The sequence below is a fragment of the Blautia sp. AF19-1 genome (genome assembly GCF_003479155.1).
Taxonomy (GTDB): domain Bacteria; phylum Bacillota; class Clostridia; order Lachnospirales; family Lachnospiraceae; genus Fusicatenibacter; species Fusicatenibacter saccharivorans.
In genome coordinates this window covers 116514-143390 of record NZ_QUGQ01000006.1, presented here as the reverse complement: position 1 = coordinate 143390, position 26877 = coordinate 116514, and the positions used below count along the sequence as shown (strand labels likewise).

The 26877-nt window shown below is 51.6% G+C and carries 28 protein-coding genes; 10 read left to right on the top strand and 18 right to left on the bottom strand.

What is annotated here, in order from left to right; genetic code table 11:
• Positions 1-16: 16 nt before the first annotated feature.
• Both DWX26_RS05835 and DWX26_RS05830 read left to right on the top strand, forming a co-directional pair.
• A complete protein-coding gene (locus DWX26_RS05835) occupies positions 17-433 on the top strand; it encodes a helix-turn-helix domain-containing protein (RefSeq protein WP_055219958.1) in 417 nt (138 codons plus the stop codon).
• Positions 434-438: 5 nt separating this feature from the next.
• Positions 439-882 carry an ImmA/IrrE family metallo-endopeptidase gene (locus DWX26_RS05830; protein WP_055219960.1) on the top strand — a complete coding sequence of 148 codons (444 nt, stop codon included), beginning with the start codon at positions 439-441 and terminating at the stop codon, positions 880-882.
• Between the two features lie 78 nt (positions 883-960).
• Here the strand turns inward: DWX26_RS05830 and DWX26_RS05825 are convergent, their stop codons facing one another.
• Positions 961-2514, bottom strand: coding sequence for a DUF3794 and LysM peptidoglycan-binding domain-containing protein (locus DWX26_RS05825; RefSeq protein ID WP_118601057.1), 1554 nt, complete (start codon positions 2512-2514; stop codon positions 961-963).
• Positions 2515-2529: 15 nt separating this feature from the next.
• Positions 2530-2952, bottom strand: coding sequence for a protease complex subunit PrcB family protein (locus DWX26_RS05820; RefSeq protein ID WP_022461788.1), 423 nt, complete (start codon positions 2950-2952; stop codon positions 2530-2532).
• 177 nt (positions 2953-3129) lie between these two features.
• On the opposite strand from DWX26_RS05820, the gene DWX26_RS05815 reads away from it, so the two are divergent.
• Complete coding sequence (locus DWX26_RS05815) at positions 3130-3861, top strand: lysophospholipid acyltransferase family protein (protein WP_118601056.1); 732 nt, start codon at positions 3130-3132, stop codon at positions 3859-3861.
• Between the two features lie 131 nt (positions 3862-3992).
• On the opposite strand, the gene DWX26_RS17095 is transcribed toward DWX26_RS05815, so the two are convergent.
• The 6 genes from DWX26_RS17095 to DWX26_RS05790 form a co-directional block, all read right to left on the bottom strand.
• Positions 3993-4109 (bottom strand): putative holin-like toxin, encoded by a 117-nt coding sequence (locus tag DWX26_RS17095; RefSeq protein ID WP_226906323.1) that lies wholly within the window; start codon positions 4107-4109, stop codon positions 3993-3995.
• Between the two features lie 81 nt (positions 4110-4190).
• Entirely contained in the window at positions 4191-5570 is a 1380-nt protein-coding gene (locus DWX26_RS05810) for a UDP-N-acetylmuramoyl-tripeptide--D-alanyl-D-alanine ligase (protein ID WP_118601055.1), read from the bottom strand.
• The gene (locus DWX26_RS05805) at positions 5567-6616 is read right to left on the bottom strand and encodes a D-alanine--D-alanine ligase family protein (protein WP_118601054.1); all 1050 of its coding nucleotides are present in this window, start codon (positions 6614-6616) and stop codon (positions 5567-5569) included. Before DWX26_RS05805 ends, DWX26_RS05810 begins: the two co-directional genes overlap by 4 nt.
• Positions 6617-6637: 21 nt before the next feature.
• Positions 6638-8056 carry a L,D-transpeptidase family protein gene (locus DWX26_RS05800; protein WP_118601053.1) on the bottom strand — a complete coding sequence of 473 codons (1419 nt, stop codon included), beginning with the start codon at positions 8054-8056 and terminating at the stop codon, positions 6638-6640.
• A 131-nt stretch (positions 8057-8187) separates the two neighbouring features.
• Positions 8188-9474, bottom strand: coding sequence for an aminotransferase (locus DWX26_RS05795; RefSeq protein ID WP_118601052.1), 1287 nt, complete (start codon positions 9472-9474; stop codon positions 8188-8190).
• Between the two features lie 217 nt (positions 9475-9691).
• The gene (locus DWX26_RS05790; protein WP_022461781.1) at positions 9692-10558 is read right to left on the bottom strand and encodes a class I SAM-dependent methyltransferase; all 867 of its coding nucleotides are present in this window, start codon (positions 10556-10558) and stop codon (positions 9692-9694) included.
• Positions 10559-10721: 163 nt separating this feature from the next.
• Here DWX26_RS05790 and DWX26_RS05785 point away from each other — a divergent pair, with 163 nt between their 5' ends.
• A complete protein-coding gene (locus DWX26_RS05785; protein WP_055219975.1) occupies positions 10722-11102 on the top strand; it encodes a DUF3783 domain-containing protein in 381 nt (126 codons plus the stop codon).
• Positions 11103-11212: 110 nt separating this feature from the next.
• Entirely contained in the window at positions 11213-11806 is a 594-nt protein-coding gene (locus DWX26_RS05780; RefSeq protein WP_022461779.1) for an ECF transporter S component, read from the top strand.
• Positions 11807-11888: 82 nt separating this feature from the next.
• Here DWX26_RS05780 and DWX26_RS05775 read toward each other — a convergent pair whose 3' ends face one another.
• Positions 11889-13001 (bottom strand): NUDIX domain-containing protein, encoded by a 1113-nt coding sequence (locus DWX26_RS05775; protein ID WP_082424949.1) that lies wholly within the window; start codon positions 12999-13001, stop codon positions 11889-11891.
• Positions 13002-13279: 278 nt separating this feature from the next.
• Between DWX26_RS05775 and proB the strand changes: the two genes are divergently transcribed.
• Both proB and DWX26_RS05765 read left to right on the top strand, forming a co-directional pair.
• Positions 13280-14362: a glutamate 5-kinase gene (gene proB / locus DWX26_RS05770; RefSeq protein ID WP_226906324.1), complete on the top strand. Its 1083-nt coding sequence runs from the start codon at positions 13280-13282 to the stop codon at positions 14360-14362.
• Between the two features lie 175 nt (positions 14363-14537).
• Positions 14538-15740: a MalY/PatB family protein gene (locus DWX26_RS05765; protein WP_118601051.1), complete on the top strand. Its 1203-nt coding sequence runs from the start codon at positions 14538-14540 to the stop codon at positions 15738-15740.
• 99 nt (positions 15741-15839) lie between these two features.
• Here the strand turns inward: DWX26_RS05765 and DWX26_RS05760 are convergent, their stop codons facing one another.
• The 3 genes from DWX26_RS05760 to spoVAD form a co-directional block, all read right to left on the bottom strand.
• Positions 15840-16502: a methylated-DNA--[protein]-cysteine S-methyltransferase gene (locus DWX26_RS05760; RefSeq protein ID WP_055220159.1), complete on the bottom strand. Its 663-nt coding sequence runs from the start codon at positions 16500-16502 to the stop codon at positions 15840-15842.
• Between the two features lie 156 nt (positions 16503-16658).
• Positions 16659-17015: a SpoVA/SpoVAEb family sporulation membrane protein gene (locus DWX26_RS05755; protein WP_055220161.1), complete on the bottom strand. Its 357-nt coding sequence runs from the start codon at positions 17013-17015 to the stop codon at positions 16659-16661.
• A gap of 13 nt (positions 17016-17028) precedes the next feature.
• Positions 17029-18048 (bottom strand): stage V sporulation protein AD, encoded by a 1020-nt coding sequence (spoVAD, locus tag DWX26_RS05750; protein ID WP_055219982.1) that lies wholly within the window; start codon positions 18046-18048, stop codon positions 17029-17031.
• A 157-nt stretch (positions 18049-18205) separates the two neighbouring features.
• Between spoVAD and DWX26_RS05745 the strand changes: the two genes are divergently transcribed.
• From DWX26_RS05745 to spoVAC, 3 genes are read left to right on the top strand one after another with little or no spacing between them, the layout of a single operon-like run.
• Entirely contained in the window at positions 18206-18874 is a 669-nt protein-coding gene (locus DWX26_RS05745) for a stage V sporulation protein AA (protein WP_055219984.1), read from the top strand.
• Positions 18831-19253, top strand: a complete 423-nt coding sequence (locus DWX26_RS05740) for a stage V sporulation protein AB (RefSeq protein WP_243030554.1) — start codon at positions 18831-18833, stop codon at positions 19251-19253. The genes DWX26_RS05745 and DWX26_RS05740 overlap by 44 nt, the downstream gene beginning before the upstream one ends.
• Positions 19254-19272: 19 nt before the next feature.
• Positions 19273-19746, top strand: coding sequence for a stage V sporulation protein AC (gene spoVAC / locus DWX26_RS05735; RefSeq protein WP_022461770.1), 474 nt, complete (start codon positions 19273-19275; stop codon positions 19744-19746).
• Position 19747: 1 nt separating this feature from the next.
• Here the strand turns inward: spoVAC and DWX26_RS05730 are convergent, their stop codons facing one another.
• From DWX26_RS05730 to DWX26_RS05705, 6 genes are all read right to left on the bottom strand, one after another.
• Complete coding sequence (locus DWX26_RS05730) at positions 19748-21127, bottom strand: DUF4129 domain-containing protein (protein WP_118601050.1); 1380 nt, start codon at positions 21125-21127, stop codon at positions 19748-19750.
• Complete coding sequence (locus tag DWX26_RS05725; protein WP_117802355.1) at positions 21118-22248, bottom strand: DUF58 domain-containing protein; 1131 nt, start codon at positions 22246-22248, stop codon at positions 21118-21120. Before DWX26_RS05725 ends, DWX26_RS05730 begins: the two co-directional genes overlap by 10 nt.
• Positions 22249-22254: 6 nt before the next feature.
• Positions 22255-23199 (bottom strand): AAA family ATPase, encoded by a 945-nt coding sequence (locus DWX26_RS05720; RefSeq protein ID WP_117509836.1) that lies wholly within the window; start codon positions 23197-23199, stop codon positions 22255-22257.
• Positions 23200-23391: 192 nt separating this feature from the next.
• Positions 23392-24576, bottom strand: coding sequence for an iron-containing alcohol dehydrogenase family protein (locus DWX26_RS05715; protein ID WP_117509895.1), 1185 nt, complete (start codon positions 24574-24576; stop codon positions 23392-23394).
• 78 nt (positions 24577-24654) lie between these two features.
• A complete protein-coding gene (locus DWX26_RS05710) occupies positions 24655-26178 on the bottom strand; it encodes an APC family permease (RefSeq protein ID WP_055219995.1) in 1524 nt (507 codons plus the stop codon).
• A gap of 3 nt (positions 26179-26181) precedes the next feature.
• Complete coding sequence (locus DWX26_RS05705) at positions 26182-26802, bottom strand: cytidylate kinase-like family protein (RefSeq protein WP_055219997.1); 621 nt, start codon at positions 26800-26802, stop codon at positions 26182-26184.
• Positions 26803-26877: the final 75 nt, after the last annotated feature.

Genomic DNA, 26877 nt, shown 5'->3' with positions numbered 1-26877 from the left:
TTATTGGAGGTATGTTATGAACTGCGTAGAACGTGTAAAGCAAATCTGTAAAGAGCGGAAAATTCCAATATCGAAGCTGGAAAAAGACCTTGGGTTTTCCAACGGTTATGTCGGTCAGCTAAAAAAAGGATCCTTCCCCGCTGAGCGTCTTTCCAAAATTGCCGACTATCTGAGTCTTTCCCCTCAATATCTGATGTACGGAGAGGAACCTGCACCAGATCCGGTACTGACTTCCCGTGACGAACGGGATATTGAAAAAATCCTCGCCCGCACCAAAGAACAGCTTCTTTCTCAGGAGGGGCTGATGTTTGACGGCGATCCCGCTTCCCCGGAAGCCATCGATTCCATTCTTTCGGCAATGCAGATCGGTATGGAACTCGCAAAAAAGAAGAACAAAGAAAAATACACACCGAAAAAATATAAAAAGGACTGATGTCTATGGACATAAAAAAAAGAGCGAATCAGATCGCTCACCGATTCCAGTCACGGAATCCTTTTGAAATTGTCCGTGGACTGAATGTGATTCTCGTGGATGCTCCTTTAAGCGGAGTCCGTGGTTTTTATCAGTATTTTCAGAGAAACCATATCATCTATCTCGATGAAACTCTTTCCGAGCAGGAGCGCACACTGGTTCTGGCACACGAACTTGGGCATTTGTTTCTCCATAAAAAGGCAAATGCCATCTTTATGGATACCAGAACTCATTTAAAAACGGCAGAATATGAAACCGAAGCTGATACCTTTGCCATTGAGCTGCTCCTGCCTGATGACACTTTCTCAGAATATCTTTCTGCGGGCTATACCTCAGAGCAGATATCACGGATTACGGGCTATGCGCAAAGATTGATTGATTTAAAAGCTTCTCATATCAAAATATTGTAATTTCGTTAACTCACAAAAAGACAGCTTCCTGCCTGATGGATTGACTCCATTCTTAAGGCAGGAGGCTGTCTTTTCCTACTATACCCGCTCTACTAAAAGCTGCTGCATCGGCGTAAGATTTTCGGTTTTAAGGTCGTTCAGTTCCCGAATTTTTTCCGTTGTCGTATAAAATTTCTTTGCGATATCCCACAGGGTATCCCCCGGCTTGACGAAGTAGCAGGTGATGCCCGGGAGGCTTTGCAGTTCTTCCGGATCTCGGTCTTTTTCTTCGACGTACTGCATTACCATCTCTTTTCTACGGCGGAATACGAGGGCGTTCAGGTTCAGTACGACTTTGGCTTCGATGTCGCTGCTGTCCGGCATGGTTGTGGAGAGCTGGTCAATGGAGGACTGGAGTTCGTAGCGGCAGTCCGGTCCGATTTCCGGGACTTCGATGGTGTGGCGGAAGGGTATGGCGGTTTCGGCGGCGTAGAACGGCATTTCGTCGTCACTGACCACGTAGAGCGCCCTGAGTTCCACCACACCGGTTACTTCGATGCCGTTTTCTACGATTCTTTCCTCGTCGATCTTGATTTTGCCGTCGCTGTGGCAGATCTGCAGAATTTTATTTTTCGGCACGCGCATCTGCAGTTTGTCGGTCAGGCGGCATTTGGAGGAATTGCGGATCAGAAGGCTCTCCAAAGTCTCCTCCTGCACTTTTGGAATGCATTCTCGGTGCGGATGGTAAACGTCCTGCAGAAGTGATACGGTTTCTTCCTGATACAGACAGATGTCAAGTTCGAGTACGGCCTCCGCCTGCAGGACCCGCTCCTCGCCGTCGGAATCGGGCTGGATTTCGAGTGTGGTCTGGCCGAGTGTGCTTTCGATCCGCGGGATCATCTCGGAGATGCAGCCCTGGCATTCCACTTCTGCCTGGAACGGGAGCGCCTGCTCCACCCACTGCAGCGGGTGATCCTCCTCGCCGTCGCTGTACAGGCAGAAGACAAAGAGTTCTCCCTGCGCACTGACCCGCCCCTCCTCAGAGCGGAGATCGAGACCGCGCACTTCCAGATCCTGCCAGAGAATCTCGTGCAATTCCGGCTTGCCGGACGGAATCGTAAGCTCCTTTTTGACACGCAGCACATCTTTTTTCTGCACTGCAAGCTCAACCACGCGGTATTCCTGCCTTTTTACCGCGACGTCGCTCTCCCCGCGGATTTCCATCGGCACGGCAAGGTCGCACAGTTCCTCGATCCACGCGTGCAGCGTGACGATCGCGCGCACGCCCAGCTTCCGCGAGTTGATGAGATGCAGGTTCAGATCTTCCACTTCCCAGGTGATGCAGACCTTGTCGCCCCCTGTCAGACCATCGAGATGGATCGTCTCGTCGATCGGAAGCTCGCCGGAGAGCTGGCAGATCCGGCGCCGTTCGCCGTCGGAGACGTACAGCAGATGAAAGGTGAGGCCGCCGAATACACGCGCTTTTCCTTCCGAAATCTGCACATCCCCGATCGTCACCTCGCCTTTTTTCTGAATCATCCGCCCCACATCGGGCCGTGCGTCCGGCACATTGTAGTCCTCATCAAACGTAATCTGTGACACCGCTTCGCTTTTTCTGCTGATCTGATGCAGAATCTTTTTTACAAAATCCATAAGGCTCCTCCCACTCTAATCCTCAAATACGACTGAGATTCCCGCCGCCGCTTTCGTTTTCAGCACGACGTAAGGGCAGGAGGCGGCGCCTTTCTGCTCCTCCTTTGCGGCAGGTCCGACGAGTTTTGTCCGCACGAAAACGGCGTTTTCCGATTTCGATACTTCTTCGATCTGTATGGAAAAGCCTCCGCTTTTCTGCTTTCCGTAGCCGCGCAGTATGTAGAGATCGTCCCCGCTCTCGTACGCCATCTGGAACGCGGATTCTTTTTTCCTGCGCAAAATCTGATCGATTTCCGGCGGAAAATCGCCCGGCTTTACAATCGCATACGACAGTTCTTTCCGCTCGCCCTCGCTCACATCTGTGATCCGGCACGATGCCAGGAGCATCAGAATCACCGCCGCCAGAAGAACTCTTCCCCGTCTCTTTTTCTTCATCATTCCAAACGCCGCTTCCTGCTCTTTCTATCCATTGTATGACGGGCCACAGTCTTCTATGACGCAAAATCTTTTTCCGAAAAAGACGAAAGTTATTGCAACCCGCCCCATATATGACGTATACTGAAAAGTACGCAATAACTGAATATCACTATTTTTACCAAGAGGAGAAAAAGATTCATGCTTCGTTTTATTCTGGTCATTCTGACCGCTTTTCTGTATCTGATTCTGTCGATCCCGGTGCTTCTTGTTCTGCTTCTGATCCGGAAGAAAAAGCCGGAGGTCTGTGACAAGGTAAGCCGTGCGCTGATCCGCTGGATTTTCCGCGTGATTCTGTTTTTCGCCGGCACGAAGGTCACAGTGGAAGGGCAGGAAAATGTTCCGAAGGATCGTGCCGTTCTCTACATCGGCAATCACCGCAGCTATTTTGATATTCTCGTAACCTACACAACGGTTCCGGGTTCCTGCGGATTCGTAGCGAAAAAGGAGCTGGCGCGCATTCCGCTCTTAAAGAACTGGATGGATCTCATCCACTGCCTGTTTCTCGACCGTTCCGACATCAAGCAGGGTCTGCAGATGATTCTCTCCGGATGTGAGGAGATCAAGAGCGGCACTTCCATCTGTATCTTCCCGGAGGGCACCCGCGGCAAGACGGAGAGCGAGCTGGAGCTCGGCGAGTTCCACAACGGTTCATTCAAGATGGCAATGAAAACCGGCTGCCCGATCATTCCGCTTTCGATTTCCGGATCCAGAGAAATTCTGGAATCACATTTCCCGAAGATCCGCGGTACACACGTTACCGTGACATACGGAAAACCGATTATTCCGGGTGAGCTTACGAAGGAAGAAAAGAAAGAAATTGGAAATTATACGAAAAATATTCTGTTAGAACAATTGAAAGAAAATGCTTGAAAATGCCAGACCCCTGCGATATAATAAATATATAAAAAGAAAGCACCCACTCCAAAGTGGATGCTCTCGAGAAAATGGTTAAATGTTCTTACGAACACCGCCTATCCCGTTTGCCGACGGGGTAGGCATTTTTATTTTCGCTTATTTCTCTTATCGAGAAAGGTAAGCAACGCAATGATGAAGCCTCCGAAGGAAATCAGTAAAGCTAAGATTCCCAGAAAAACCATAATAATTTCGTATGCTGTCATTTACGCCACCTCCCTTCCTATGTATTCATTGGCTCGGGAGGCTACCACCCTGTCATGGGTACTTTCCAATTTAAAATTTTATCATAATTTCTGTGCTGTTTCAAGCATCTCCACAATCTTTCCATATTCCATAAAATGCGATGCCTTCACAAGGATCTGATCTCCATCCTGTAAGAGCTTCGGCAGTTCTGCCATCAGGCTCTCGCGGTCCGCGAAGTGGCGGATTTCCAGTTGCGGGTCTGCCTCTTTTGCTGCTTTCGCAAGGTATTCGCAGAGCGGTCCCGCGCAGTAGAGGGCGTCAATGCCGCAGATTCCGGCGTGTGTGCCGACTTCGGCGTGGAGTGCTGCCTCATCGGTTCCGAGCTCGCCCATATCGCCGAGCACGGCCACTTTTCTTCCCTTCGCCTCTTTCAGAACATCGAGAGATGCCTTCATCGAAACCGGGTTTGCGTTGTAGCAGTCATCGACAACGGTGTATTTTCCTGTCTCGATGATGTGGAATCTTCCGCTCACCGACTGCAGTGTCTCGATTCCCTGTTTGATCTGCTCCAGCGTCAGCCCGTACATGCATCCGACTGCGGTTCCGGCCAGCGCATTGTAAACCATATGGCGTCCCGGAATCGGAATCAGTGCAGAAAAGCTCCCCTGCGGGGTATGAATCCGGCAGGAAATGCCGCGGAAGCCCTGGCTCTCGATCTCATCGGCATAATATTCGTTCTTTTCATCCAATCCGAAATGAACCGGCTTGATGCCGTGAACCGTTCCAACAGTAGACAGCTTATCATCGTCCCCATTGATGATAATGTGCCCGTTCTCACGCAGATGATCAAAGATCTCGGTTTTTGCCTGTAAAATACCATCTCGCGTCTTCAGATTTTCCAGATGGCACCAGCCGATATTCGTGATGACTGCAGTCTCCGGGCGCGCGATCTTCGCCAGACGGTGCATCTGGCCGAAATCGTCGATTCCCATCTCGAGAACCGCCATCTCATCCTCCTCGCGCAGGCGGAAAACAGTAAGTGACAGTCCCAGTTCATTGTTAAAGTTCGCATCCGTTTTCAGCACACAGTATTTCTGCGCCAGCACCGACGCGATCGTCTCTTTTGTGCTGGTCTTTCCAACGCTTCCCGTAATGCCGACAACCGGAATATTGAGCTGCTGCATATAGTATTCTGCCATTGCTTTAATGGCCTCCATGGAATCCTTCACGAGGATATACGGGCATGGCGGTGTTTCAAGTTTCTGCTCGGAAATGACAGCAAGTGCGCCTTGAGCAGCCACATTTGGGATAAATTTATGGCCGTCCACACGCTCACCCGGAATTGCAACGAAGAGGCTTCCCTCTCCCGCTTTCCGGCTGTCCGTCACGATATCCGTGACTTCCGCTGTTTTCTTTTCTTCCGGTCCGAAGTAGATTCCGCCGCACACCTCTGTGATGTGCGCAAGTGTCATATTTTTCATGCGTTGTTACCTCTTTTTCTGAGAGAAAGCTGGATCAGCAGCTCGCAGAGTTCCGGATAGGAAATGCCGAGTACCTGCGCCTCCTGCGGCAGAAGGCTCGTCGGCGTCATGCCCGGGAGGGTATTTGCCTCGAGGCAGTACATTCTTCCGTCTTTGCGCATCATAAAATCAAGACGGCAGTAATTTTCGATACCAAGGGCAGCTACTCCGTCCTCTGCGTGCTTCTGCATTTCTTTCGTCTGCTCCTCCGTCAGTACGGCCGGGCAGGTATCAACAGTAGCTCCGGCTTTGTATTTGTTCGTGTAATCATAAAAGCCTTCGATCGGCGCGATCTCGATGATCGGATATGCTTTTCCGTCTACAACACCGACAGAGAACTCTCTTCCCTCAATATATTCCTCAACAACAACTTCCGGCTCATAGGAGAAAGCATCCTTCATGGCCTGCCAGTATTCCTCGTTCGTATGCGCGATATAAACACCGACGCTGGATCCGCCGCAGCACGGTTTTACAACAACCGGAAGCTCCAGTCCGAAGCTGGAAAGCGGCTCGCTCTCCTGGCCTTTTTTCAGGGTAACGCCGTTCGGGGTCGGCACGTTGTGTGCACGGAAAAACTGTTTGGTGATGGATTTATCCATCGCAAGGGCACTGCTTAAATAGCCGGTTCCGGTGTACGGAATGCCGAGCAGATCAAACGTTGCCTGTACCTTTCCGTCCTCTCCGTTTGCGCCGTGCAGGGCAAGGAAAACAACGTCTGCTGCCTCGCAGAGCTCCAGCACGTTTCTGCCAAAGAATCTGCGGCGGGATGCGATCATCTCATCTAATTTTTCATCAAAGCTGTGCATGTACTCTGCTGCTTTGTCTACATCATAGTTCTCTTCTGCAAATGCCTCTTCCAGATTTCCGTTCACTTCGATCCCGCAGAAAATATCAACAAGAACTGCCTGATGATTTTTCTCGCGGAGTGCCTTACATACCATAGTTCCGGAAGTGATGGATACCGAACGTTCTGTGCTGGTTCCTCCAGCTAATACTACTATCTTCATCTATTTTAATCTCCTTTATCTTTATAGACTGTTCTTTTGTGTGGGCTGCGGCCCTGTTACATCGTCCAGGCTATAGTATACGATAACCGGGTCACCAATTTCAATAGCATTGAACACTTTTTCTGCTTCTGTGTATGGAGTATTCACACATCCGTGGGATCCGTTCGTCAGATAGATGTCCCCGCCGTACTCGGTACGCCAGCTCGCATCGTGGATTCCGACGTCGCCGTTAAACGGAAGCCAGAACATGACATGGCTCGGATAGAGCTTGAAATCACAGTCACTTTTCTTCGCATCCACTGCCCAGACGCTGCCCGCCGGTGTATCATAGCCCGTCGCATGATTGCCCGTTGTGACCGGTGTTTCCGTCACCAGAACGCCATCCTTGTAGCACCACATTTTCTGCTGGGAAATGCACACCTCGACGTATGTATTTCCGATATCATTTGCCGAGCGGTCATTGGCCGTATAGAGGTAAACCGGGTCGAGATTTCCCTGTGTTTCGTCCTCGATCGCCTGCAGAAGTGCCTGCATCGTCTCCTCCTTATTGATGCACCAGCCGTAATCGCCGCCCGCATTCAGGTTAATGGTCGCGCCAAGACTCGTTTTGAAGGTATGCGCCAGCCCGAAGGTGTCCGTCTCATACGCCATATGGCGCACAAAAGCTGCCGCTTCGTCCTGCGAAATCGTGTAGGTTCCATCTTCCCCCTGTACGAGCCAGCTCTGTAAGGTTGCCCGGTCTATGGCATAGCTGTTTTCACCGATTGCATACGTGATCCGCGCCGCTGTCAGGTGGTTCAGTTCCGCCATTTCCCTATTCAATGCTTCATCATCCTGCGTAATGCCCGGTTTCCGGTAAACATCTTTTTCTTCCAGATCCACGCTCGCCGCTCCGGCATCCAGCGCCTCGATGACAGCCTGCTCCGCCTTCTCATAGTCCACCTGCGCGCCCTCTGTTTCCGGCACAATGACGTACGAGGTTCCGTCATCCGTCAGATACGCATCCGTCGGCGCTTCCTGCTGTTCTTCCTGAAACCCTTCCATCGTCTGCAGTTTTTCCTGCACCATTTCTTTGTCATAGACAGAGTCCGCCGCCACCTGGTTTTCTTTCTCTTTCCAATAGAATGCAGGCCATGCAAGAGTATTCTGGGACTCCAGCAGTTTTTCCACCGCGTGGTCGTCCACATACGTGAGGCCGATCTCCGTGCCGCTTAATGTCTCTGTTTTTCCACCGCGCTCGGTAATGCCAAGTGTATAATCCACAATGTGCTTCTGAATTTCCTCTTTGACCTGCTCTGCGGTCAGCCCTGCGCAGTTCAGTCCGTTGATCGCGGTTTTCGGGAAAAAGTGGGATGCATAGTAATGCCCCACGCCCGCGTAACCGCCTGCGGCCGCAAGGAGTATGAGTCCTGCGGCAATTCCTATTACTTTCTTTTTCATGTTTTTCCTTTCTGTCCCATAGAAAATTTCTTTTTAACTTTCTATATAGAAAAAAGCCGGAACTCCCACACCAGAGTTCACAAAAACTGTGTCCCCCGGGAGAATCCGGCTTTTGTATTTTTACTTATCTGTTATTTGCTTTCCAGAATCTTATCCACGCTGACCAGTTTGACACTCAGCACGAATACCTGACCTGCGATTTCCAGCTCTTCCGGTGTCGGGAAGGACGGTGCAATACGGATGTTGGAATCCTGCGGATCGTTGTGATATGGATACGTTGCGCCCGCGCCTGTCATGGTAAGACCGGCCTCTTTTGCCTTTGCAACGATCTTCTTTGCGCATCCCTCCATCGCATCGAAGGAGATGAAGTATCCGCCGTTCGGTTTTGTCCAGGAAGCGATGCCAAGGCCGCTCAGCTCCTGATCCATTACCTGCAGAATTGCCTCGAATTTCGGTCTTAAGATCTCAGCATGCTTTTTCATCTGATTCATCACGCCGTCCAGGTTCTGGAAGAATTTTACATGGCGCAGCTGATTCAGTTTATCATGACCGATGATCTGGAAGTTCATGTACTCCTGTGCCTCTTTGATGTTTGCCTCAGAAGAAATGAGAGCTGCAATTCCGGCTCCCGGATAGCTTACTTTCGAGGTGGATACGAACTCATAGACCATATCCGGATTTCCGGCTTTCTCGCACTCCTCGATGATGTTCAGCAGGTGATCCTGTCTGTCATCATACAGGTGATGGATGATATAAGCATTATCCCAGAAAATACGGAAGTCTTTGGCTGCCGGTTTCAGGTTTGCAAATCTTCTGACAGTCTCATCGGAGTAGGTGTAGCCCTGCGGGTTGGAGTATTTCGGTACACACCAGATTCCCTTGATGGCGTCATCTTCTGCAACGAGTTTTTCTACCATGTCCATGTCCGGTCCTTCTGGCATCATCGGAACATTGATCATCTCAACGCCGAAGTACTCGGTTACACCGAAGTGACGGTCATAGCCCGGTACCGGACAGAGGAATTTTACTTTGTCCAGCTTGTTCCACGGAGTGCAGCCTGCAACGCCCTTCAGGAACGAACGTGCTACGGTATCAAACATAATGGTAAGGCTGGCGTTTCCGTAAACGATGACGTTTTCCGCCGGAACCTCACAGATATCTCCGATCAGTTTTCTTGCTTCCGGAATACCGGTCAGCACGCCGTAGTTCCGGCAGTCGGTTCCATCTTCTGCGAAGGTGTCTTCATTTTTCGAGAGAACGGTAAGCATTCCTTCCGTGAGATCTAACTGGGCTGCTGCAGGTTTTCCTCTGGAAATATTCAGATTGAGGCCTTTTGCTTTTACATCTGCAAATTCCTGCTCCAGTCTGGCTTTCTCGGCAACTAATTCTTCTTTGGTCCATTCGATATACGGTTTCATGAAATGTCCTCCCTTGTACTTTCCTTACCCGTTTTTCAGGTTTCTTGCTCAACTAAAGACCATTTTACCAGATCATGAGTTTCTGTCAAGGAGAACTTGCATGTTTTATGCACTTTTCGGCATTTTATCCCACTTTTTGCAGTTTTATACTTCATTTCCTGCAATTCAGCCAAATGTTTTTCGTATGACGGACATACGTCCGCTGCCAAAAGATGTTTTAAACGTTGTCAGACTGCCATCTTCCCGATGCACCGCACGGCAGAACAAGGCCGGTCGACTTGACCGGAAGGCCGATTTCCTGTGCTTCTACGTGGCCTTTGTACTGTTTTAATTCCAGGGAAATCATGTACGTCAGGACAGCCGGTGCAAGTCCTGTCGTGTAAGAATTCACAAGGAAGAACAGCGGGTCATCGCTTAAGAGCTGCGTGCAGAGCTTGATGAACGGATGAATCGACTCCTCGATTTTCCAGATCTCGCCCTTTGGTCCTCTTCCGTAGGACGGCGGGTCCATGATGATCGCGTCGTAGTGGTTACCTCTGCGGATCTCGCGCTCGACAAATTTGGTGCAGTCATCCACAAGCCAGCGGATCGGCTTGTCCGAAAGGCCGGACACGGCAGCGTTCTCTTTTGCCCAGTTGACCATGCCTTTGGATGCATCGACATGTGTGACGCTTGCGCCTGCTGCGGCCGCTGCGAGCGTTGCGCCTCCCGTGTAGGCGAACAGGTTCAGCACTTTAATCGGGCGGTTGGCACGGCGGATCAGATCGCCGAACCAGTCCCAGTTCGTTGCCTGCTCCGGGAAAAGGCCGGTGTGTTTGAAGCTGAACGGTTTCAGGCGGAAGGTCAGGTCTTTATAGTTGATCTCCCACTGCTCCGGCAGATGGAAAAACTCCCATTCTCCGCCGCCCTTGCTGCTTCTGTGATAATGACCGTTTTTCTTTTTCCAGCCCGGATTTTCTTTTTTCGTGTTCCAGATGACCTGCGGGTCTGGTCTTACCAGAAGGTAATCTCCCCACCGCTCCAGTTTTTCTCCGCCGGACGTATCCAGCACTTCATAATCTTTCCATCCATCTGCTATCCACATTTTATTGGTTTCCTTTCTCTTTTATCTCAAAATTTATCGTGTTCTGAATTGTACGTTCCTATGATACCATAAAAGTATTGTTTTTCCAAAACATTTCTTATATCATAGTTCTGGGCATCCGCGCATTTGATCCGGAAATCTGCCCGTGGAAAGGATTTTTCTCATGGAAACCGTACTCTTATATCAGATCAAAGGAACGAAAACAGCTGTGCTTTTAAAGCCGGTTCTCTTAAAGCTCGGTATCCGCGTGCGCATTGTGGAACCGGAACAGTATCTCCAGTCGATCGGATTTCTTGCCGGAAATAAAGCATTTGCAGAATCCCCCGAAGCCTATGACGGCGCCGGATTTGATGAACCAATGATGGTCATGGCCGGCTTTTCCGAGCGGAAACTCGATCTTTTTCTCACCGAAATGCGCCGGAAAAAAGTGCCGCCGATCGCCCTCAAAGCCATCGTCACAACGCAGAACCAGGCGTGGAATTCGCTGCAGCTCTACAGAGAATTAAAAGAAGAACACGAAAAAATGAAATCGTACCGGAAATAACTGGTCTGGTCAAAAAATCCGGAATTGGAACTTTTTCTTCATGCCACCACTCCCTATAATAGGGTGCAATCAAGGAACGAAAGTTCCAGATACCAAAGGAGTGAGTTGTTATGAAAAATGAAAAAGTCTGGAAAATCGCAATGACAGGTGTCTTTGCAGCCCTTTCCTACGTTGTCTTCACCTTCCTGCAGTTCAAAATCTGGCTGCCAGGCGGAGATGCCACCTCGATCCATTTCGGAAACGCTGTCTGTGTGCTCGGTGCACTGATTCTCGGCGGTGTTTACGGCGGAATCGGCGGTGCGATCGGCATGACCATCGGAGATCTTCTCGATCCGGTCTATGTGGTATACGCACCAAAGACCTTCATCTTAAAATTCTGCATCGGCCTCATCGCAGGACTGATCGCACACAAAATCGGTAAAATCAACGAGCAGACCGATCAGAAACAGATCTTCAAATGGGCACTGCTTGCAGCCATCGGCGGACTTCTGTTCAATGTGATCTTCGATCCGCTCATCGGTTACTTCTACAAACTGGTTCTTCTTGGAAAACCGGCAGCAGAGGTTACCTTAAGCTGGAACGTAGCGGCAACTTCCATCAACGCCGTACTTTCCACCATCGCTTCCGTTGTCATCTACATGGCACTGCGTCCGGCTCTTCAGAAATCCGGACTGTTTAGCCAGGTAAAGGCAGCAGCGAAATAAAAAAACAAATTTCATTTACGCGATATCTAAAAAAGTCACCATGTTCTATTTCGAACCGGTGACTTTTTTCATGCATTTCTTTTTATTTTTCAGCGGTGGCTGCTGCCTCTTTTTCTGCCTCATCTTTTGTTTTTTCTCCGGCGAACCACGCTTTTTCAATCATTTCCAGTTCCCGTATATCAATACAGTTGGGAATGCTTCCTTCTCTTACCGCCTTCTGGCACTCTTTGAGATCCATCCAGCGGACTGCTTCTACTTCCGACTCCTGTAGATGCAGTTTTTCCGCCTCGACCGGCTTCGTGTAAAGATACACGGCGCTGACCTCATGATCGTGGAACGGTTTTCCGTAAAAAACACCGTGTGATACTTTTTCCAGCAGGCCAAGATCCCTCAGCTCCTCTGCCTCTGCGTGGATGCCGAGCTCCTCGCCGATTTCCCGCAGAGCCCCTTCCAAATACGTATCGCCCGCCGAGAGATGGCCGGCGCTTGAAATATCGTAGCAGCCCGGATTCGAATCTTTCCAGGCACTCCTTTTCTGCAGCAGTACCTCACAGCCGCTCTTCTCATTCGCCCGTGCAATCCAGATATGTGCCGTTCCGTGACACCGTCCCTCACTGTGCGCCACGCCGCGCTCTACGATGGTTCCGGTCGGCGTGCCGTCGCCTGAGCGCTCCTCAAAAAGTTCCATCTGTTTTCCGTTCAGCACCGCTTCTGCGAGCGTGTCGCCCACATACCGCAGCTTCAGGGAGAAAAACGGCTCGTCTTCATTCAGAAGGCGGAAAAAGATTTTGTCTCCCTCCCACAGATTCAGGTGCAGGACGTCCTCTTTTTTCACCCAGGCGAGTTCGCCCTCATCACATGCAGTCGGTTCTCCCGTGAATCCGTCTGCCGTGTAGAGACACATATACTCCATGTACTCCACCGTTTTGCTGTTTTCTGCCTCTGTCACAAAGGTAACGAGACCGCGGAAACGCCAGCTCGTCAGCGTGTAGCCGGTTTCCTCTTTTACTTCACGCAGCAGGCATTCCTCCGGGCTTTCGCCAAGTTCCGCATGGCCGCCGACGCCGATCCACTTGTCCTTGTTGACATCGTTCTTTTTCACCGTGCGGTGCATCATCAGATAGCTGTCATCCTTTTCGATGTAGCACAACGTTGTCATGCAGCCTCTGCCTCTTTCTTCTGTTTTTTCCTCCATCTTTGACTCCCTCCGTCGTGTGCCGGACTTCTTTCCGCTTCTTTTGTTTTTCAGGAAAAATGTATTTCTGCACACACCTTTTTCTCGTTTTCTATTCTACCATACTTTTTCAGAATTCCAGCAACAAATTTCTATCTTTTTGCAGATCTTTCACGAAAAATGTAACGACCATTCCGCATCTTCTTGACTCTCACACAGTACTGTGTTAAAGTGTCTGTAATTGATGTTTTGTCACCCGTAAACAACGTTTCTTATCATTTCTTACATTTGAGGTTTTCATGATGGAAAAACAGACGATAGTTGTGAAAGTCGGCACCAGCTCCCTGACACTCTCAGACGGAACCATGGATGCTGAAAAAATACGGAACATTACGACCCAGCTTGCCGCGCTGCAGACGGCAGGCCACCATGTGATTCTCGTTTCCTCCGGTGCGATCGCCGCAGGCTTTTCCCGTCTCGGCTTTAAAAAACGGCCGACGAAAATTGCCGATAAACAGGCTGCCGCTGCTGTCGGCCAGGGCCTTCTGATGGAGGAATACACGAAAAATCTGATGGCGTACCAGATTCCGTGTGCGCAGATTCTTTTGAACCGCAGTGACTTTGAGGACCGCCGCCGCTATAAAAACATCTTCGGCTCCCTCTCCGTCCTGCTCGGGCGCGGTGCGATTCCGATCATCAATGAGAACGATACGATCGCGATTGAGGAGCTGAAGGTCGGCGACAACGACACGCTCTCCGCCCAGGTGGCTGCGATGCTGCATGCATCGCTTCTGATTCTGCTGACCGATATCGACGGGCTCTACACTGCCAATCCAAAGAGTGACCCGAATGCGCGCCATATCGACGTGGTAAATGAGATCACGCCGGAGCTCACTGCTGCGGCAGGCGGTGCGGGATCGGGCAACGGAACGGGAGGCATGACAACGAAGCTCTCCGCCGCTTCGCTTGCCACAAGAGCCGGTGTGCCGGTTCTGATCTGCTCCTCGGCGGAGGAAAACAACATTGTGCGTGCGGTGAAAGGAACCGCAAAAGGAACGTACTTTACCGCCAGCGGCCACAACATGAAAACGCGTCTGCAGTGGATGGCATTCTATGCGCCGAGTGCGGGCAACCTCTACGTCGATGAGGGTGCCGCAGAAGCACTTGCTGTTCAGGCAAAGAGCCTGCTTCCCAAAGGCATCGTGGCAGTCGAAGGCGATTTTAAGAAAGGCGATGTCGTCAGCGTCTTCCGGCGCGGCAGCCATGAATATCTCGGAAAGGGCATTGTCAACTATGACCGGCCGGATCTGCAGAAAATCATGAACGAAAGCACCAGCCACACGGAAGCAATCAACCGCGATAACTGGATCGGCGCGGAATAAATGGTGCCGAATAAAGCATTCTTTTGTTTACGAAAATTCCCCTCCGTGTTATAATATTTGTATTCAGCCGGCTGCAGGTTTTTCTTTCAGCGAGGAAAGGAAGCTGCATCCGGTTTTCCATGTGCTTTTGGTTTTACTTCGAGAGCACAGCAAACACAAAGGAGGGTTTTTACCAATGAAATACGATTTTACATCTCTGATGAACCGCAGCGGCCACGATTCGATCGCTGTCGATCAGATCCCGATTCCGGGTGCGGAAGTCAAAGAGGGCTTCTCCCGCATCCCGATGTGGGTGGCCGACATGAACTTCCCGTCTCTTCCGACCATTCAGGAAGCAATTCACGCGAGAGTCAACGAACCGCATTTTGGCTACTTTAATCTGCCGGATGCATATTTTGACAGCATCATCCGCTGGCAGAAAGAGCGCAACGGTGTGGAAGATCTGCCGCGTGAGGCGATCGGCTATGAGAACGGCGTGCTCGGCTGTGTTGCTTCGGCTGCTGCCGCTTTTACATCCCCGGGCGAATCCATTCTTCTGCATTCCCCGACATACATCGGTTTTACCGGTGTTCTTGAGAACTGCGGACGCAATATCGTTCTCTCCGATCTTGTTCAGGATGAGAACGGCGTATGGCGTATGGACTACGCCGATATGGACCGCAAGTTAAAAGAACACAACATTCATTTCGCGATTTTCTGCTCTCCGCACAACCCGACAGGCCGTGTCTGGGAGCGCGAGGAAATTGAAAAGGCGATGGAAATTTACAAAGCAAATGAATGCGTTGTCATCTCCGATGAGATCTGGTCTGACCTGACACTGCCGGGCTTCAAACATATCCCGACGCAGTCCGTTTCGAAGGATGCACGCGAGCGCACCATCGCACTTTATGCACCGTCCAAGACCTTTAACCTGGCTGGCCTTGTAGGCTCCTACCACATCATCTACAACCGCCTGCTGCGCGACCGTGTGGAGAAGGCTTCGTCCCTTTCTCACTACAATTCTCCGAACGTACTCTCTGTTCATGCGCTGATCGGCGCTTACCGGCCGGAGGGATACCAGTGGGTGGATGAACTGCGCGAAGTGCTGAAATCGAATGCGGATTATGCGTACAACTACATTCTCGAGCATTTCAAGGGCGTGAAGCTTTCCAAACCAGAAGGAACGTACATGCTGTACCTCGACTGCGAGGAGTGGTGCAAGGAGCATGATACCGATATGGATACGCTGCTGAAAGCCGGTGTTGCTGTCGGCGTGATCTGGCAGGACGGACGGCCGTTCCACAGACCGTATGCGATCCGCCTGAATCTGGCACTGCCGCATGTGCTTGTGAAAGAGGCATTTGACCGTATGGATAAGTATGTATTCAATGCGAAATAATTGTATTTTCTAATTTTATAAGCCAAACATAATGAAAGACCGAAACGGACATTTTCCTCTGCCGTTCCGGTCTTTCGCTGTTTTGTGCATCCTGTTTTTTCAGTTTTGCTCCAGCTCCCGCTGTGCCAGCATCTCTTCCACGTTGATGCCGTACTTCTTTAAATTGACGCGGCCGTTTTCCAGCACAATGCCGTCTGCCTCCAGCATATCCGCCTGTTTCCCGGCGCCGCCGAAGACAAATTCCGCGGCCAGTTCGCCTTTGGAGTTTACCACACGGTAGCATGGAATGTGCTCCGGATCTGTGTTTTTATGTAAGGCGTTTCCCACGGCACGCGCCATCTTCGGCTCGCCTGCAAGCGCTGCTATCTGGCCGTATGTCGCCACTTTTCCGCGCGGAATCTGCTTTACCGCCTCATAGATTCTTTTGGTCGGGCTGTCCGTGATGATGTCGTAGCTCTCGGCGATCATGGTACGCACAGCGTCATCGGGTACGGTTCCGTCGAGGAGAATCGTGTTCCAATGTTCTTTGTTCTGATGATATCCCGGGATAACTGACGCGAATGCATCGCGCCAGTAGTCCCGCCATTCCGGGTTTGCTTTTACATTCAGCTGAATGATTCCGTCCTTTTCATAGACCCACAGAAATGCCTTTTTGCTTCCTTTCACGCGGATGAGCTGCCAGTTGTCATCGTGAAACGGCGCTTCCTGATATGTGTCCGGGAAGGAAAGGCCATAGGATAGCGCTTCTTCTCTTGTCTTCATTGCAGACTTCCTTTCTTCCTGTCGCGGGTGTTTTGATGTTTTTTCCGCAAAACACCCGCTTTTTCTGTATTCGTCCTGCCGCTGCGATTCTGCTTTTTTCTGCGGCATTTTTCTTTATTATATCATTCCGCCTGCTTCTGCGCAATTTTTCACCTGCTATTTTTTCATCTTCGGCTGGAAAATCCAGCTTGCAAGATACGCGAAAATCAACGCCGCTGATGTTCCGACAGCCCCCGCCTTTAATCCGCCCTGGAACAATCCTAAAAATCCGCTTTCTTTTACGGCATCTTTTACTCCCTGAAACAAAAGATGCCCGAATCCGAGCAGCGGCACCGACGCGCCTGCCCCGGCGTATTCTGCAAATGGATCGTAGAGTCCCAGAAAGCTCAACACCGCGCCCGTGCACACAAGCGTTACCATAATTCTTCCCGGTAGCATTTTCGTGCGGTCGAGCAGAATCTGGCACAGGGCACAAATGAGGCCGCCGACCCAGAAGGCATTGAAATATTCCATAAACGTTCCCATTTTACACATCCTCCTCCCGCTCGATTACAACCGCCTGTGCAATACCAGGCACGCTGCTGCCCTCCTGAAAGCTGACCTTCGACATCAGCGCACCAGTCGGTACAAACAGAATCCTCTTCCACTCTCCGTTTTCCAGCTTCGGCAGCAGATACTCCGCCAGCACCGATGCCGCACAGCCGCAGCCGCTTCCGCCCGCACCGGTGTCCTGTTTTGCCGGATCGAAGATCAGCATGCCGCAGTCACTGTGCTGTTCCGAGATATCGTATCCTTTTTTCTTCAGCAGCTCCAGCAGAATTTCCCGCCCCACAACGCCGAGATCTCCCGTCACAATGCGGTCGTAATCGGCCGGTTCCCGGTTGAAATCGACGAGGTTCTGTGCAATCGTATCGCACGCAGCGGGGGCCATGCAGGCGCCCATGTTCTGGTTGTCTTTCAGCCCGTAATCAATGATTTTTCCCGTCGTAGCGCCCGTGATTTTCACTCTGCTCTTCGTTTTTCCAAGCACACACGCGCCGCTTCCCGTCACCGTCCAGCTCGCGGACGGCGGGCGCTGGTTTCCGTAGGCGAGCGGAAAACGGAACTCCTTCTCCGCCGTTCCAAAGTGGCTCGATGTCACCGCCAGCACCCGGTCACCGTATCCTCCCGCGACTGCCATCGCGCCAAGCGAAAGCGCCTCTCCCATCGTCGAGCAGGCACCGAACAGGCCGTAGAGCGGGCAGTTCAGATCCACCAGGCCGAACGATGATGCGATTGACTGTGCCAGAAGATCGCCCGCAAAAATCATGCGGATCTGCTCCGGCCTCACATTGGCTTTCTGCATTGCCAGCTTCGCGGTGGCAAGCTGCAGTTCACTCTCGCCCTCCTCCCAGCTCTCCTGCCCGCACATCGGGTCCGAAAGCGTGTGCGAAAAGTATTCGCCCAGCGGTCCATCCTTTTCCTTTTCTCCTACAATCGCCGCGCTGCCCTCGATATAGACGGCTTTGGCAAACGAGATGCTCTGCTTTCCTGTCATCTGTCTCATCGGCAAATTCCTCCGTTTTCTTATTTTGCGTCTTACCATTTCTGACCTTCAGTATTTCCGTTTTTTCCATTCTTACGCATGATTTTCCTGTTTTAGGGAACTCTGTACGCTGTAGCACAAAAATCCTGTTTCAGAAACTTTTAGAGGAATGTTTTTCATGAGTGAAATGCTGTATCTTCAGACGGAGCGGAATATCAAAATCACCAGTCCCGTCGTGACGCTCGGCGATGTGGCGCAGCTTTCCTGTTCAGACGGCGCTGTCCTCGCCCGCAATCAGGTCCGCCGCGTGGCGCATCTTCCCGATGACGGATACGGACGCTACGTCTGCTCCGCCTCCACCCTCGTCCGCCTCGTCACGGAGGCCGAGGAGCACGTCGATGTCACCCACATCGGCGAGCCGAATTTTATTTTAACGTACGAGGATCCGCGTCAGAAAAACACCTGGATCAGCTGGTGCAAAACGATTCTGGTCGGCATCCTTACGTTTATCGGAACTGCGTTTTCCATTATGACCTTCCACACCGACATCGGCGTCCGCGAGCTGTTTTTGGATGTTTACACCCGTTTTCTCCCGCAGATGACGCCCGGATTTTCGGTGCTGGAAATTTCATATTCCATCGGCATCGGCCTTGGCGTCGTGCTCTATTTCAACCATTTCGGACGGCGGAAATTCACGCAGGACCCGACGCCGCTCGAGGTGGAAATGCGGGTCTACGAGGATGATATCGATACGACCATTATCGAACAGAACGACCGCTCCGGTAAAGGAAAGGAGGCTTTTCATGCGAATCCTGCCAGAGATCCTGCTGATCACAGCCGGTCTTAGCCTTGGCTTTTTCATCGCGAGCGGCCTTGTCGCGCTTGTGATCGGCCTTGGCATCGTGACACGGTACGCCGGCATCACAAAGACAGCAGAGAGCCTGCGTTTTTACGAATGCTGCTGTATGGCCGGGGCGCTGTTCGGCGATCTTTTCTCGCTTGGCACCTTCTCGTTTTCCCTGCCCTCCTGGACGGCCGGTGTGTTCTGGCTTTTTGCGGGCATTTATCTGGGAAGCTGGATCATCGCGCTCGGCGAAGTCGTCAACCTGTTTTCGATCCTCTGCCGCCGGATCGGACTGACGCGCGGACTGTCGTTTGTAATTCTCTGCATGGCGGCAGGGAAAATCGCGGGCTCTCTCTATTATTTTGCAAATGGATTTCAATAAGAACTGGAGGTAAGATGTGATGCAGAGTTTAAAAAGTGAACGGGCAAAAAAAGAATACGAACAGTTTGTCAAAGAGGTGACGCCAAAGCAGAATCTCTTCTGCAATATGGCAAAAGCCTTTATCGTCGGCGGTCTGATCTGTGTCGTGGGGCAGATTCTGCTCCATATCGGCAAAACGCAGTTCTCGCTCAGCAAAGATGACGCCGGCTCCTGGTGCTCGCTGATTCTGATCCTTAGCAGTGTGATTTTAACCGGCCTCAACATCTATCAGAAAATCGTCACCTTTGCCGGCTGCGGTGCGCTCGTCCCGATCACCGGCTTTGCCAACTCGGTTGCAGCTCCTGCGATTGAATATAAAAAAGAAGGACAGGTCTTCGGCATCGGTGCGAAAATTTTCACCATCGCCGGACCTGTCATTCTGTACGGTGTCTTTGCAAGCTGGCTGCTCGGCTTTCTCTATTGGCTGTGGACCGCTGCCGGGAACTGGTTTTAAATCAGTTCCGCAGCGCTTCCGCCTCTTCTTTTGTGCAGCCCTCGCGGCTGTAACGGGCTTTTTCATAGCCGTCGTGCAGCCGTCTCATGCTGTCGCCGGAAAGCTCGTTTCTCTCTTCCAGCTCCGCCGGGGTTTCGGCTCCGGTCGGCTGGTATTTTCCGGCTTTTTTGATCGTTTTTTTATACTGCCGGCGGATACGCATATTCGGGGAGAGATAGCCCTCTTTCTTTTCCCGCCGCCACGGCAGATTTTCCCGTTCGTCGTTTCCCTGATGCAGGAAGAGAACTTCGTCCTCCTCATCCTCTGAGAAGGCTTTTCCCGCATTTTTTACGCTCTGGTAAATCGCCCGCAGAACCGCGATTCCGACGGCAACCATCACAAGATACATGACCGCCGTAAAAAGATTCTGGATCCACTGCGGCATCGGTTTGTACTCTTTGTCCCCCAGCATATCGGACAGATCGGCCTGCTCCATGCCCTGCGGCGCCTCGACCTCCGGTGTTTCGATCGTAAGATCGCTTTCCAGCTCTTTCGGCTCATAACCTGCGATCGCCTCCGCAATCGGATCCTTTCCGTAGAGCGCCGATGGGAGCACGAACAGTACCAGAAGGAGTACTGCAATTTTCAGGATCAGTTTTCCCGTCCGCTGCATCATCTCCACCGGGAGATTGGCGATTTTCTGATGGTCACGGATGAACCCGTGCATGCCGTCGAGGTACTGGCAGAAGAAGCACAGGAATACATCTGCAAAGAAAAACCAGTAGATCAGATGCCAGTAGAACGGCATTTTCATCAGCACACCGATCACATACTGTATCATAAACCAGAGAAAATGAAGGGGCTTTGGCTCATCGAGGAGCGTCGGGATCTCCCACACTTCCATATCCGCCAGCGGCATTGAGCCGGCCGGCAGTTCCTGCGCTGCTTTCTTTAACTGGCCTTTGCGGATTCTGACATAGCCGCGGATCAGGAAAATCACAGCGGCCATAAGACCCGTCATCACGCCGGAAAGGCTCTCCAGAAATGCAGGAGAAATACCGTTCTCAAACTTGTTTTTTCCATCGTTTGCCGCCACAGCCGCTTCAATTACCGCTGCCGCCTGCACACTGAACAGGGAACAGAAAAATTTCGCTGCCAGATACGTCACCGCGCAGACCGCAATTCCGCCAAGCAGAAACTGCCAGAGTGCTTTCGTTTTCCGGATCAGAATCCAGCTTGCGGCGGCCGGAATCAGCAGCAATAAGGATATGGCGCAGAAATACAGCGCCTCCCTTCCCGTCAGCTCCAGAAAACCGGCGGCAAAGCCATAGATGCCGGCGAATAAAAGCCAGACATGAAGCCAGGTCAGCGGGATCTGTACCGGTGTCTTTTTTATTTCCATGGTTTCACCTCCCAGCCGATTGCGGTGTACGCACGGTTCTGCTCCGACGGAACTTCTTCGCCCGGCAGATACGGAATCACCCACAGCACCTGGTTCTGCGCACCGGAGAGCAGATGAAGCGCCTCACGGACCTCATCGGTTCTGTTTTTGGATACGACAACGTAGGTGTGGCCGGTGAGCTCTTTTTCCGCCTCTTTGTGCAGAAACTCCGCGCTGCCTGTGAGATTGCCCCCAAGCTGCACGCACGCCAGTTTCCGGTTCAGCTCCGCTGTTTTTCCGGCGCCCGCTGCCAGATGGACACGCAGCTCCTCGCCGGTCTCCTCATCTTTCGCATTGCTCTTCACCCACAGATTCATCTTGTTTTTCACCATCCGCGCCGCAAGCGAAGACGTGATGCGGATGCTCTCCTCGACCTGCGCTTCCTCGCGCAGAATGTTGGCGTCCTCGATATCGAGAAGCACCGTAACTTCCACGCTCGTCGTCGCGTCAAACTGGTTGACCATCAGATCTCCCATCCGTGCCGACGATTTCCAGTTGATGCGGTTCATCGGGTCTTCTTTCCGGTAATCGCGGATACCGGAAAATTCAAACGGGTCCTCGTACAGGCGATTCCGTGACAGAACCATGCCCGACACGGCACGGCAGATCATCTGAATCCGTGCAGTATCGACCTGGCGCGGGTAAACGTACATCTGTGTCTGCTGCGGGTAATCGCTGTAAAGACCCTCCCGGAAAAAAAGATCGTACGCTACGGCATGCGCACCGGTGATCTCGTAGAATCCTCGTTTTTTCGCCTGAAACGGCAGTGTTCTCGTGATCTGCTGATGAAACAGGAACGAAAAGACATCGCGTTTGTAGCTCTGGTCGGTGATGCTCGCGTTTGCTTTTGCCTCGCGGTCGAATTCCAGATTGCGGCTCATCGAAATGCCAAGCTCGAGTGCCGGAATCGGCAGCAGTTTGTCGTTTACGATGACCTCTTTTAACGTACTCTCCTCGCCCTCATAGATCGCGGAATCCTGGAAGCTGACCTGGATTTTCAGATTTTTCTGCCAGTTTTTCTGGTACAGCTTTTTCTGCAGAAACCAGGCGAGCGCCATTCCAAATAGTAATAAAAGAAGCATAGTCCGTTACCTTCCTGACCAGTTTTCGGTCGGCAGATCGATGCGGTTTAAAATTTCCTCGATCACCGATTCTGCGGCTCTTCCGTCGTCTGCGCCGATCTGCATGGTGAGACGGTGTGCGAGTACCGGAACAGCCACGGTCTTGAAGTCCTCCGGCACAACGTAGTTTCGTCCCTGCACCAGCGCGTGGCCCTGTACGGCACGTAAAAATGCGAGTGTTCCACGCGGGCTCACACCGCTTGCAATCTTGCTGTTGACTCTCGTCTCCTGTACGATGCGGACGAGATACTGTACCAGTTCCGGATGCAGGTAGACTTCTTTACACGCCTCCTGCAGGGTACGGATTTCTTCTTTTGGGCAGACAGACGACAGCTCGGCGAGCGGCTCCTCGGTCAGGAAACGGGCGATCATCTGCGTCTCTTCCGCCGGGCTTAATGCTTCCATCGAAAGTTTCATTAAAAAACGGTCCATCTGCGCCTCCGGCAGCGGGAAGGTTCCGAGCGTCTCGAGCGGGTTCTGCGTGGCGATGACGAGGAACGGCTCCTCGAGCGGCCGTGTCACACCGTCCACGGTGATCTGGCGTTCAGCCATGCACTCGAGAAGGCTGCTCTGCGTCTTCGGCGTTGCACGGTTGATCTCATCGGCAAGCAGAATGTTGCAGAAGGCAGGGCCTTTCGAAAAGACGAACTCTCCGCTTTTGGCATCAAAATAATTGAGACCGGTAACATCGGACGGCAGTAAGTCCGGTGTGAACTGGATGCGGCCGAACTCTGCCTCGACGGATTTCGCAAGGGATTTCGCCATGACCGTTTTTCCTGTCCCTGGGACATCCTCGAGCAGGATATGACCTTTGGCAACAAGGCAGGTCAGGACAAGCTCGATCGTGCGCTCGTTTCCGATCATGACCTTTGCGATATTTTCTTTTAATTGCTGCAATACATTATTTTCCATGTTTTGCTTCCTCCAATAGTAAGATTTAATAAAAAAATCCACCCCTCGCTGCTCTGTTTTGTAAGAACAGCACGATAAATTTATTTTACAGCACATATTTTCGGAATACAAGCAGAAAAAGGACGATGCTGTACATACTTTTCACAGCATCGCCCTTTACGGTTTCTTCTATATCTATATTAGATTTCTCTCCTACAGTGCTTTCCGGTACAGCGCCTCGATGTCCTGCTGACGGGACGCTCTCGGGTTGACGGCGATGTTTCCGCTCTTCATCGCATCTACCGCCATCGGCACGATTTTGCTCTCGATCTCCTCTGCTGTCACTTCTTTTCCCTTTGCCGCCTGGCGGATCGCATCGGTCAGGCTGGCCGGGATTCCGATGGCTGCGGTCAGCTCGCGGATCGCGCCGACCAGCATCATCGGCTCAAATTCATCGGCGTATGCCGGGATTTCGCTGATGTAGTTGTAGATCTTCAGATATCTTCCATGGTCTGCCAGTGCATTGTACTCTGCGATGACCGGAAGCAGAACGGCATTTGCCACGCCGTGCGGCACATCGAAGAAGGCGCTCACAGGATGACTCATTGCATGGACATTTCCAAGTCTTGCGTAGGAAAATGCAATACCCGCGAACAGCGAACCGGTCTGCATCGCCTCTGCGGCTTCGAGATCGGTTCTGCGCGCCACGAAACGGCGGATATTTTTACCGATCAATTCCATCGCTTTTTCTGCCATGGCATCGGAGAACGGAGATGCGGCTGTGGAAATATAAGCCTCCTCCGCATGGATAAAAGCATCAATACCGCACGCTGCCGCAACGGATGCCGGAGCGGAAGTTAAAAGTTCCGGATCGAGAATCGCGTACTCTGGAAGAAGTTCATAGCTAAATACGGTCAGCTTGTAATCTCTGCTGTGGTCGGTGATCACGGAAAATGCGGTCACCTCGGAGCCGGTTCCCGCAGTCGTCGGAATGGCAATCAGCGGGACAATTTTTCCCGGCACTTTGTGTGCGCCTTCGTATTCCGTAATGCTTCCGCCGTATTTTGCCGTCACACCGACGGCCTTTGCTACATCCATCGGAGAACCGCCGCCGAGTGCTACGAGAAAGTCTGCGCCGGAAGCAAGATAGCTCTCGGTTGCTTTTTCTACTGTCGTCACAGACGGATTCGCCTCAATATCTGTGAAAATATCGGCTGCGATGCCTGCCGCTTTCAGGCTGTCCGCTGCTTTATCCACAACGCCCATTTTTTTCAGGGTAGGACCGGAAAGAATCATCGCATGGGTTCCGCCCATCTTCTTGGCACACTCCGGCAGTTTGGCAAGCGTTCCTGCTCCGACAATAATATTCTGTGGAATCGAAAATTCGAATGGATTCATCTTATTTTTCCCCTTTCTTTCAGAAAGCGTGCCGAAAATTTTTCTTTCCGACACGCTTTGTTTTATCCTATCTCAGCTTCAGCCAGCCATTTTGGCAAGAACACGGTCGATTGCTGCATCGATAACAACGTCGAGTTCCGCATCGTCTGCCTCCGGCATCAGGGACGCTGCGTCCTCGTCGGAGATCAGCTCGATCAGGCTGCCGAACTTCTCTTTATATTTGAACTTGCAGACTGCAAAGAATACAACACCGAGGAGGCTCCAGCCGCCTACCATCAGCCACTCCTGCCATACCAGTGTTCCGCCGGAACCAGGAATGCAGTAAACAAGCACCATGCATCCGGACATCAGAACTGCCATCGTTCCAACAAATTTGTATGCCGGAACACGGTACGGACGCGGCATATCCGGCTCTTTCTTCCGCAGGATCAGGAAAGAAAGAGATACCATACAGTAGGCAAGACAGCATCCAAAGTTACCTGCATCACAGATCCACACCATCATGCCTCGTCCTGCAAACGGAGCCAGCATAGTCAGCGCGCCGATCAGGAACAGGGCGTTGATCGGAGTTTTGTGCTGCGGATGAAGCTTTGCGAACATCGGCGGAATCATGTAGGATTCAGCCATAGAGTACAGAGCACGGGAACCGCCGATCATAAAGGAGTTCCAGGATGTGATGATACCGCACATACCGCCGACGATGATGACTTTTGCCATAACCGCTGTACCGAACGCTTTCGCCATCGCATCTGCTGTGACAAGTCCGGTTCCTGCTTCCGAGCTCAGGATTTCGGACGGGTTCAGCACATAGCCGACAGCCAGGATAACACAGGAATAGAAAACAACAGCGAGTACAACGGAGAGAATCATCATTTTACCGATTTTCTTTAACGGAACGTTGATTTCCTCTGCTGCCTGCGGGATAACGTCAAAGCCGATGAAGAAGAACGGGGTAACAACAGCAACTTTGATGATGTTCTGGAACATCGTTCCGGTGCTCTCGCCGACGAACATCTGTCCCTGCAGATTGCTGGAATCTCCGTTGATCACGGATGCCACAATCAGAAGGATACCAGCGCCGCCGATGATACAGGTAAGGACCGTCTGCAGAACGGCTGCTGTTTTTGCGCCCAGTACATTGATCAGTGTAATGAGGAACGCTACAATAACGGCTACGGCTACCCAGGAAGCATAGATATCAAATCCTGCCACGCTGTACATATAGCCTTTCAGGAATCCCGGCCACAGATATGTGATGATGGTTGGGAAGGCGCACGCCTCGAAACACGTAACACTGACGTATCCTAAAATAATCGCCCAGGTACAGATGAACGAACCGTTCGGGCCCATCGCCTTGTAGCTGAAGACGTGCTCGCCGCCGCACTGCGGCATCGCTGCAGTCAGTTCTGCGTAAGTCAGTCCGATGAAAAAGATCATGACACCGCCGATCGCAAACGCAATTGAAGCTCCGACAACGCCGCCTTTCTGAATCCAGCTTCCTGAGGATACGACCCAGCCCCAGCCGATCATGGCTCCGAAAGCGATGACGAGAATATCCCATGCACCTAATACTTTGTCAAATTCTGATTTTTTCTGTTCCATGGCTTATTCCTCCCCGCTTCCGTATTTCTTCTGAATCAGTTCCTCGAGATATTCCGCTGTGCCCTCCACACCAAGGAATGCACTGTTGATCAGAATGTCTCGGTTGTGCCGGTCTCCGCGATTGCTGCCGGTCAGCGCCAGATGACGCTTGTGATACCGTTTGTCCTTCTCGAGCAGCAGAATTTTTGCATCGCTCTCGGAAAGGCTGTGGCTCTTCATGATATTCTGAATGCGGATCTCATCCGGTGCATAGATAAAAGCCCGGAGGAGCTTGATATCTTTGCTGTCCTTTAAGATGTAATCCGCGGATCGTCCGATGATGACGCAGGCTTCTTTTTCTGCCAGTTTCCGGATGATCTGCTTCTGTACATGAATCGCACGCTCGGTCAGGTCCGCATATTTAGAGAAGGATCCACGGACATCGCCCTCGGCTCCTTTTCCGGCAATCGTACCGCCCTCTTCTACACGGTTCATGATGTCTTTCGGAATTCCGACTTCTTCAATAATCTGATCCACCAGCTCGCGGTCGTAGAACTTAATTCCGAGATCCTCCGCAATTTTCCTGCCGATGGCATTTCCTTTGGCTCCGTACTCGCAGCCGATTGTGATAACCAGATGTCCCATACCGTTTTCCTCTCACATTTAATTTCTCTGTTTTACCTGTTGTTTCCGATTCACAGAATGAAAAGAAAAACAGGA

What these genes read in the sequence shown, in the direction of transcription:
- DWX26_RS05790 (WP_022461781.1), bottom strand. Translation starts at nt 10,558, where the DNA reads ATGTGGATAGCAGATGGATGGAAAGATTATGAAGTGCTGGATACGTCC.
- DWX26_RS05765 (WP_118601051.1), top strand. Translation starts at nt 14,538, where the DNA reads ATGAAATACGATTTTACATCTCTGATGAACCGCAGCGGCCACGATTCG.
- DWX26_RS05775 (WP_082424949.1), bottom strand. Translation starts at nt 13,001, where the DNA reads ATGGAGGAAAAAACAGAAGAAAGAGGCAGAGGCTGCATGACAACGTTG.
- DWX26_RS05820 (WP_022461788.1), bottom strand. Translation starts at nt 2,952, where the DNA reads ATGATGAAGAAAAAGAGACGGGGAAGAGTTCTTCTGGCGGCGGTGATT.
- DWX26_RS05810 (WP_118601055.1), bottom strand. Translation starts at nt 5,570, where the DNA reads ATGAAAAATATGACACTTGCGCACATCACAGAGGTGTGCGGCGGAATC.
- proB (WP_226906324.1), top strand. Translation starts at nt 13,280, where the DNA reads ATGATGGAAAAACAGACGATAGTTGTGAAAGTCGGCACCAGCTCCCTG.
- DWX26_RS05795 (WP_118601052.1), bottom strand. Translation starts at nt 9,474, where the DNA reads ATGAAACCGTATATCGAATGGACCAAAGAAGAATTAGTTGCCGAGAAA.
- DWX26_RS05805 (WP_118601054.1), bottom strand. Translation starts at nt 6,616, where the DNA reads ATGAAGATAGTAGTATTAGCTGGAGGAACCAGCACAGAACGTTCGGTA.
- DWX26_RS05830 (WP_055219960.1), top strand. Translation starts at nt 439, where the DNA reads ATGGACATAAAAAAAAGAGCGAATCAGATCGCTCACCGATTCCAGTCA.
- DWX26_RS05745 (WP_055219984.1), top strand. Translation starts at nt 18,206, where the DNA reads ATGAGTGAAATGCTGTATCTTCAGACGGAGCGGAATATCAAAATCACC.
- DWX26_RS05785 (WP_055219975.1), top strand. Translation starts at nt 10,722, where the DNA reads ATGGAAACCGTACTCTTATATCAGATCAAAGGAACGAAAACAGCTGTG.
- DWX26_RS05715 (WP_117509895.1), bottom strand. Translation starts at nt 24,576, where the DNA reads ATGAATCCATTCGAATTTTCGATTCCACAGAATATTATTGTCGGAGCA.
- DWX26_RS05730 (WP_118601050.1), bottom strand. Translation starts at nt 21,127, where the DNA reads ATGGAAATAAAAAAGACACCGGTACAGATCCCGCTGACCTGGCTTCAT.
- DWX26_RS05800 (WP_118601053.1), bottom strand. Translation starts at nt 8,056, where the DNA reads ATGAAAAAGAAAGTAATAGGAATTGCCGCAGGACTCATACTCCTTGCG.
- DWX26_RS05760 (WP_055220159.1), bottom strand. Translation starts at nt 16,502, where the DNA reads ATGAAGACAAGAGAAGAAGCGCTATCCTATGGCCTTTCCTTCCCGGAC.
- DWX26_RS05705 (WP_055219997.1), bottom strand. Translation starts at nt 26,802, where the DNA reads ATGGGACATCTGGTTATCACAATCGGCTGCGAGTACGGAGCCAAAGGA.
- DWX26_RS05825 (WP_118601057.1), bottom strand. Translation starts at nt 2,514, where the DNA reads ATGGATTTTGTAAAAAAGATTCTGCATCAGATCAGCAGAAAAAGCGAA.
- DWX26_RS05725 (WP_117802355.1), bottom strand. Translation starts at nt 22,248, where the DNA reads ATGCTTCTTTTATTACTATTTGGAATGGCGCTCGCCTGGTTTCTGCAG.
- DWX26_RS05755 (WP_055220161.1), bottom strand. Translation starts at nt 17,015, where the DNA reads ATGGAATATTTCAATGCCTTCTGGGTCGGCGGCCTCATTTGTGCCCTG.
- spoVAC (WP_022461770.1), top strand. Translation starts at nt 19,273, where the DNA reads ATGCAGAGTTTAAAAAGTGAACGGGCAAAAAAAGAATACGAACAGTTT.
- DWX26_RS05720 (WP_117509836.1), bottom strand. Translation starts at nt 23,199, where the DNA reads ATGGAAAATAATGTATTGCAGCAATTAAAAGAAAATATCGCAAAGGTC.
- DWX26_RS05740 (WP_243030554.1), top strand. Translation starts at nt 18,831, where the DNA reads ATGCGAATCCTGCCAGAGATCCTGCTGATCACAGCCGGTCTTAGCCTT.
- DWX26_RS05710 (WP_055219995.1), bottom strand. Translation starts at nt 26,178, where the DNA reads ATGGAACAGAAAAAATCAGAATTTGACAAAGTATTAGGTGCATGGGAT.
- DWX26_RS05835 (WP_055219958.1), top strand. Translation starts at nt 17, where the DNA reads ATGAACTGCGTAGAACGTGTAAAGCAAATCTGTAAAGAGCGGAAAATT.
- spoVAD (WP_055219982.1), bottom strand. Translation starts at nt 18,048, where the DNA reads ATGAGACAGATGACAGGAAAGCAGAGCATCTCGTTTGCCAAAGCCGTC.
- DWX26_RS05780 (WP_022461779.1), top strand. Translation starts at nt 11,213, where the DNA reads ATGAAAAATGAAAAAGTCTGGAAAATCGCAATGACAGGTGTCTTTGCA.
- DWX26_RS17095 (WP_226906323.1), bottom strand. Translation starts at nt 4,109, where the DNA reads ATGACAGCATACGAAATTATTATGGTTTTTCTGGGAATCTTAGCTTTA.
- DWX26_RS05815 (WP_118601056.1), top strand. Translation starts at nt 3,130, where the DNA reads ATGCTTCGTTTTATTCTGGTCATTCTGACCGCTTTTCTGTATCTGATT.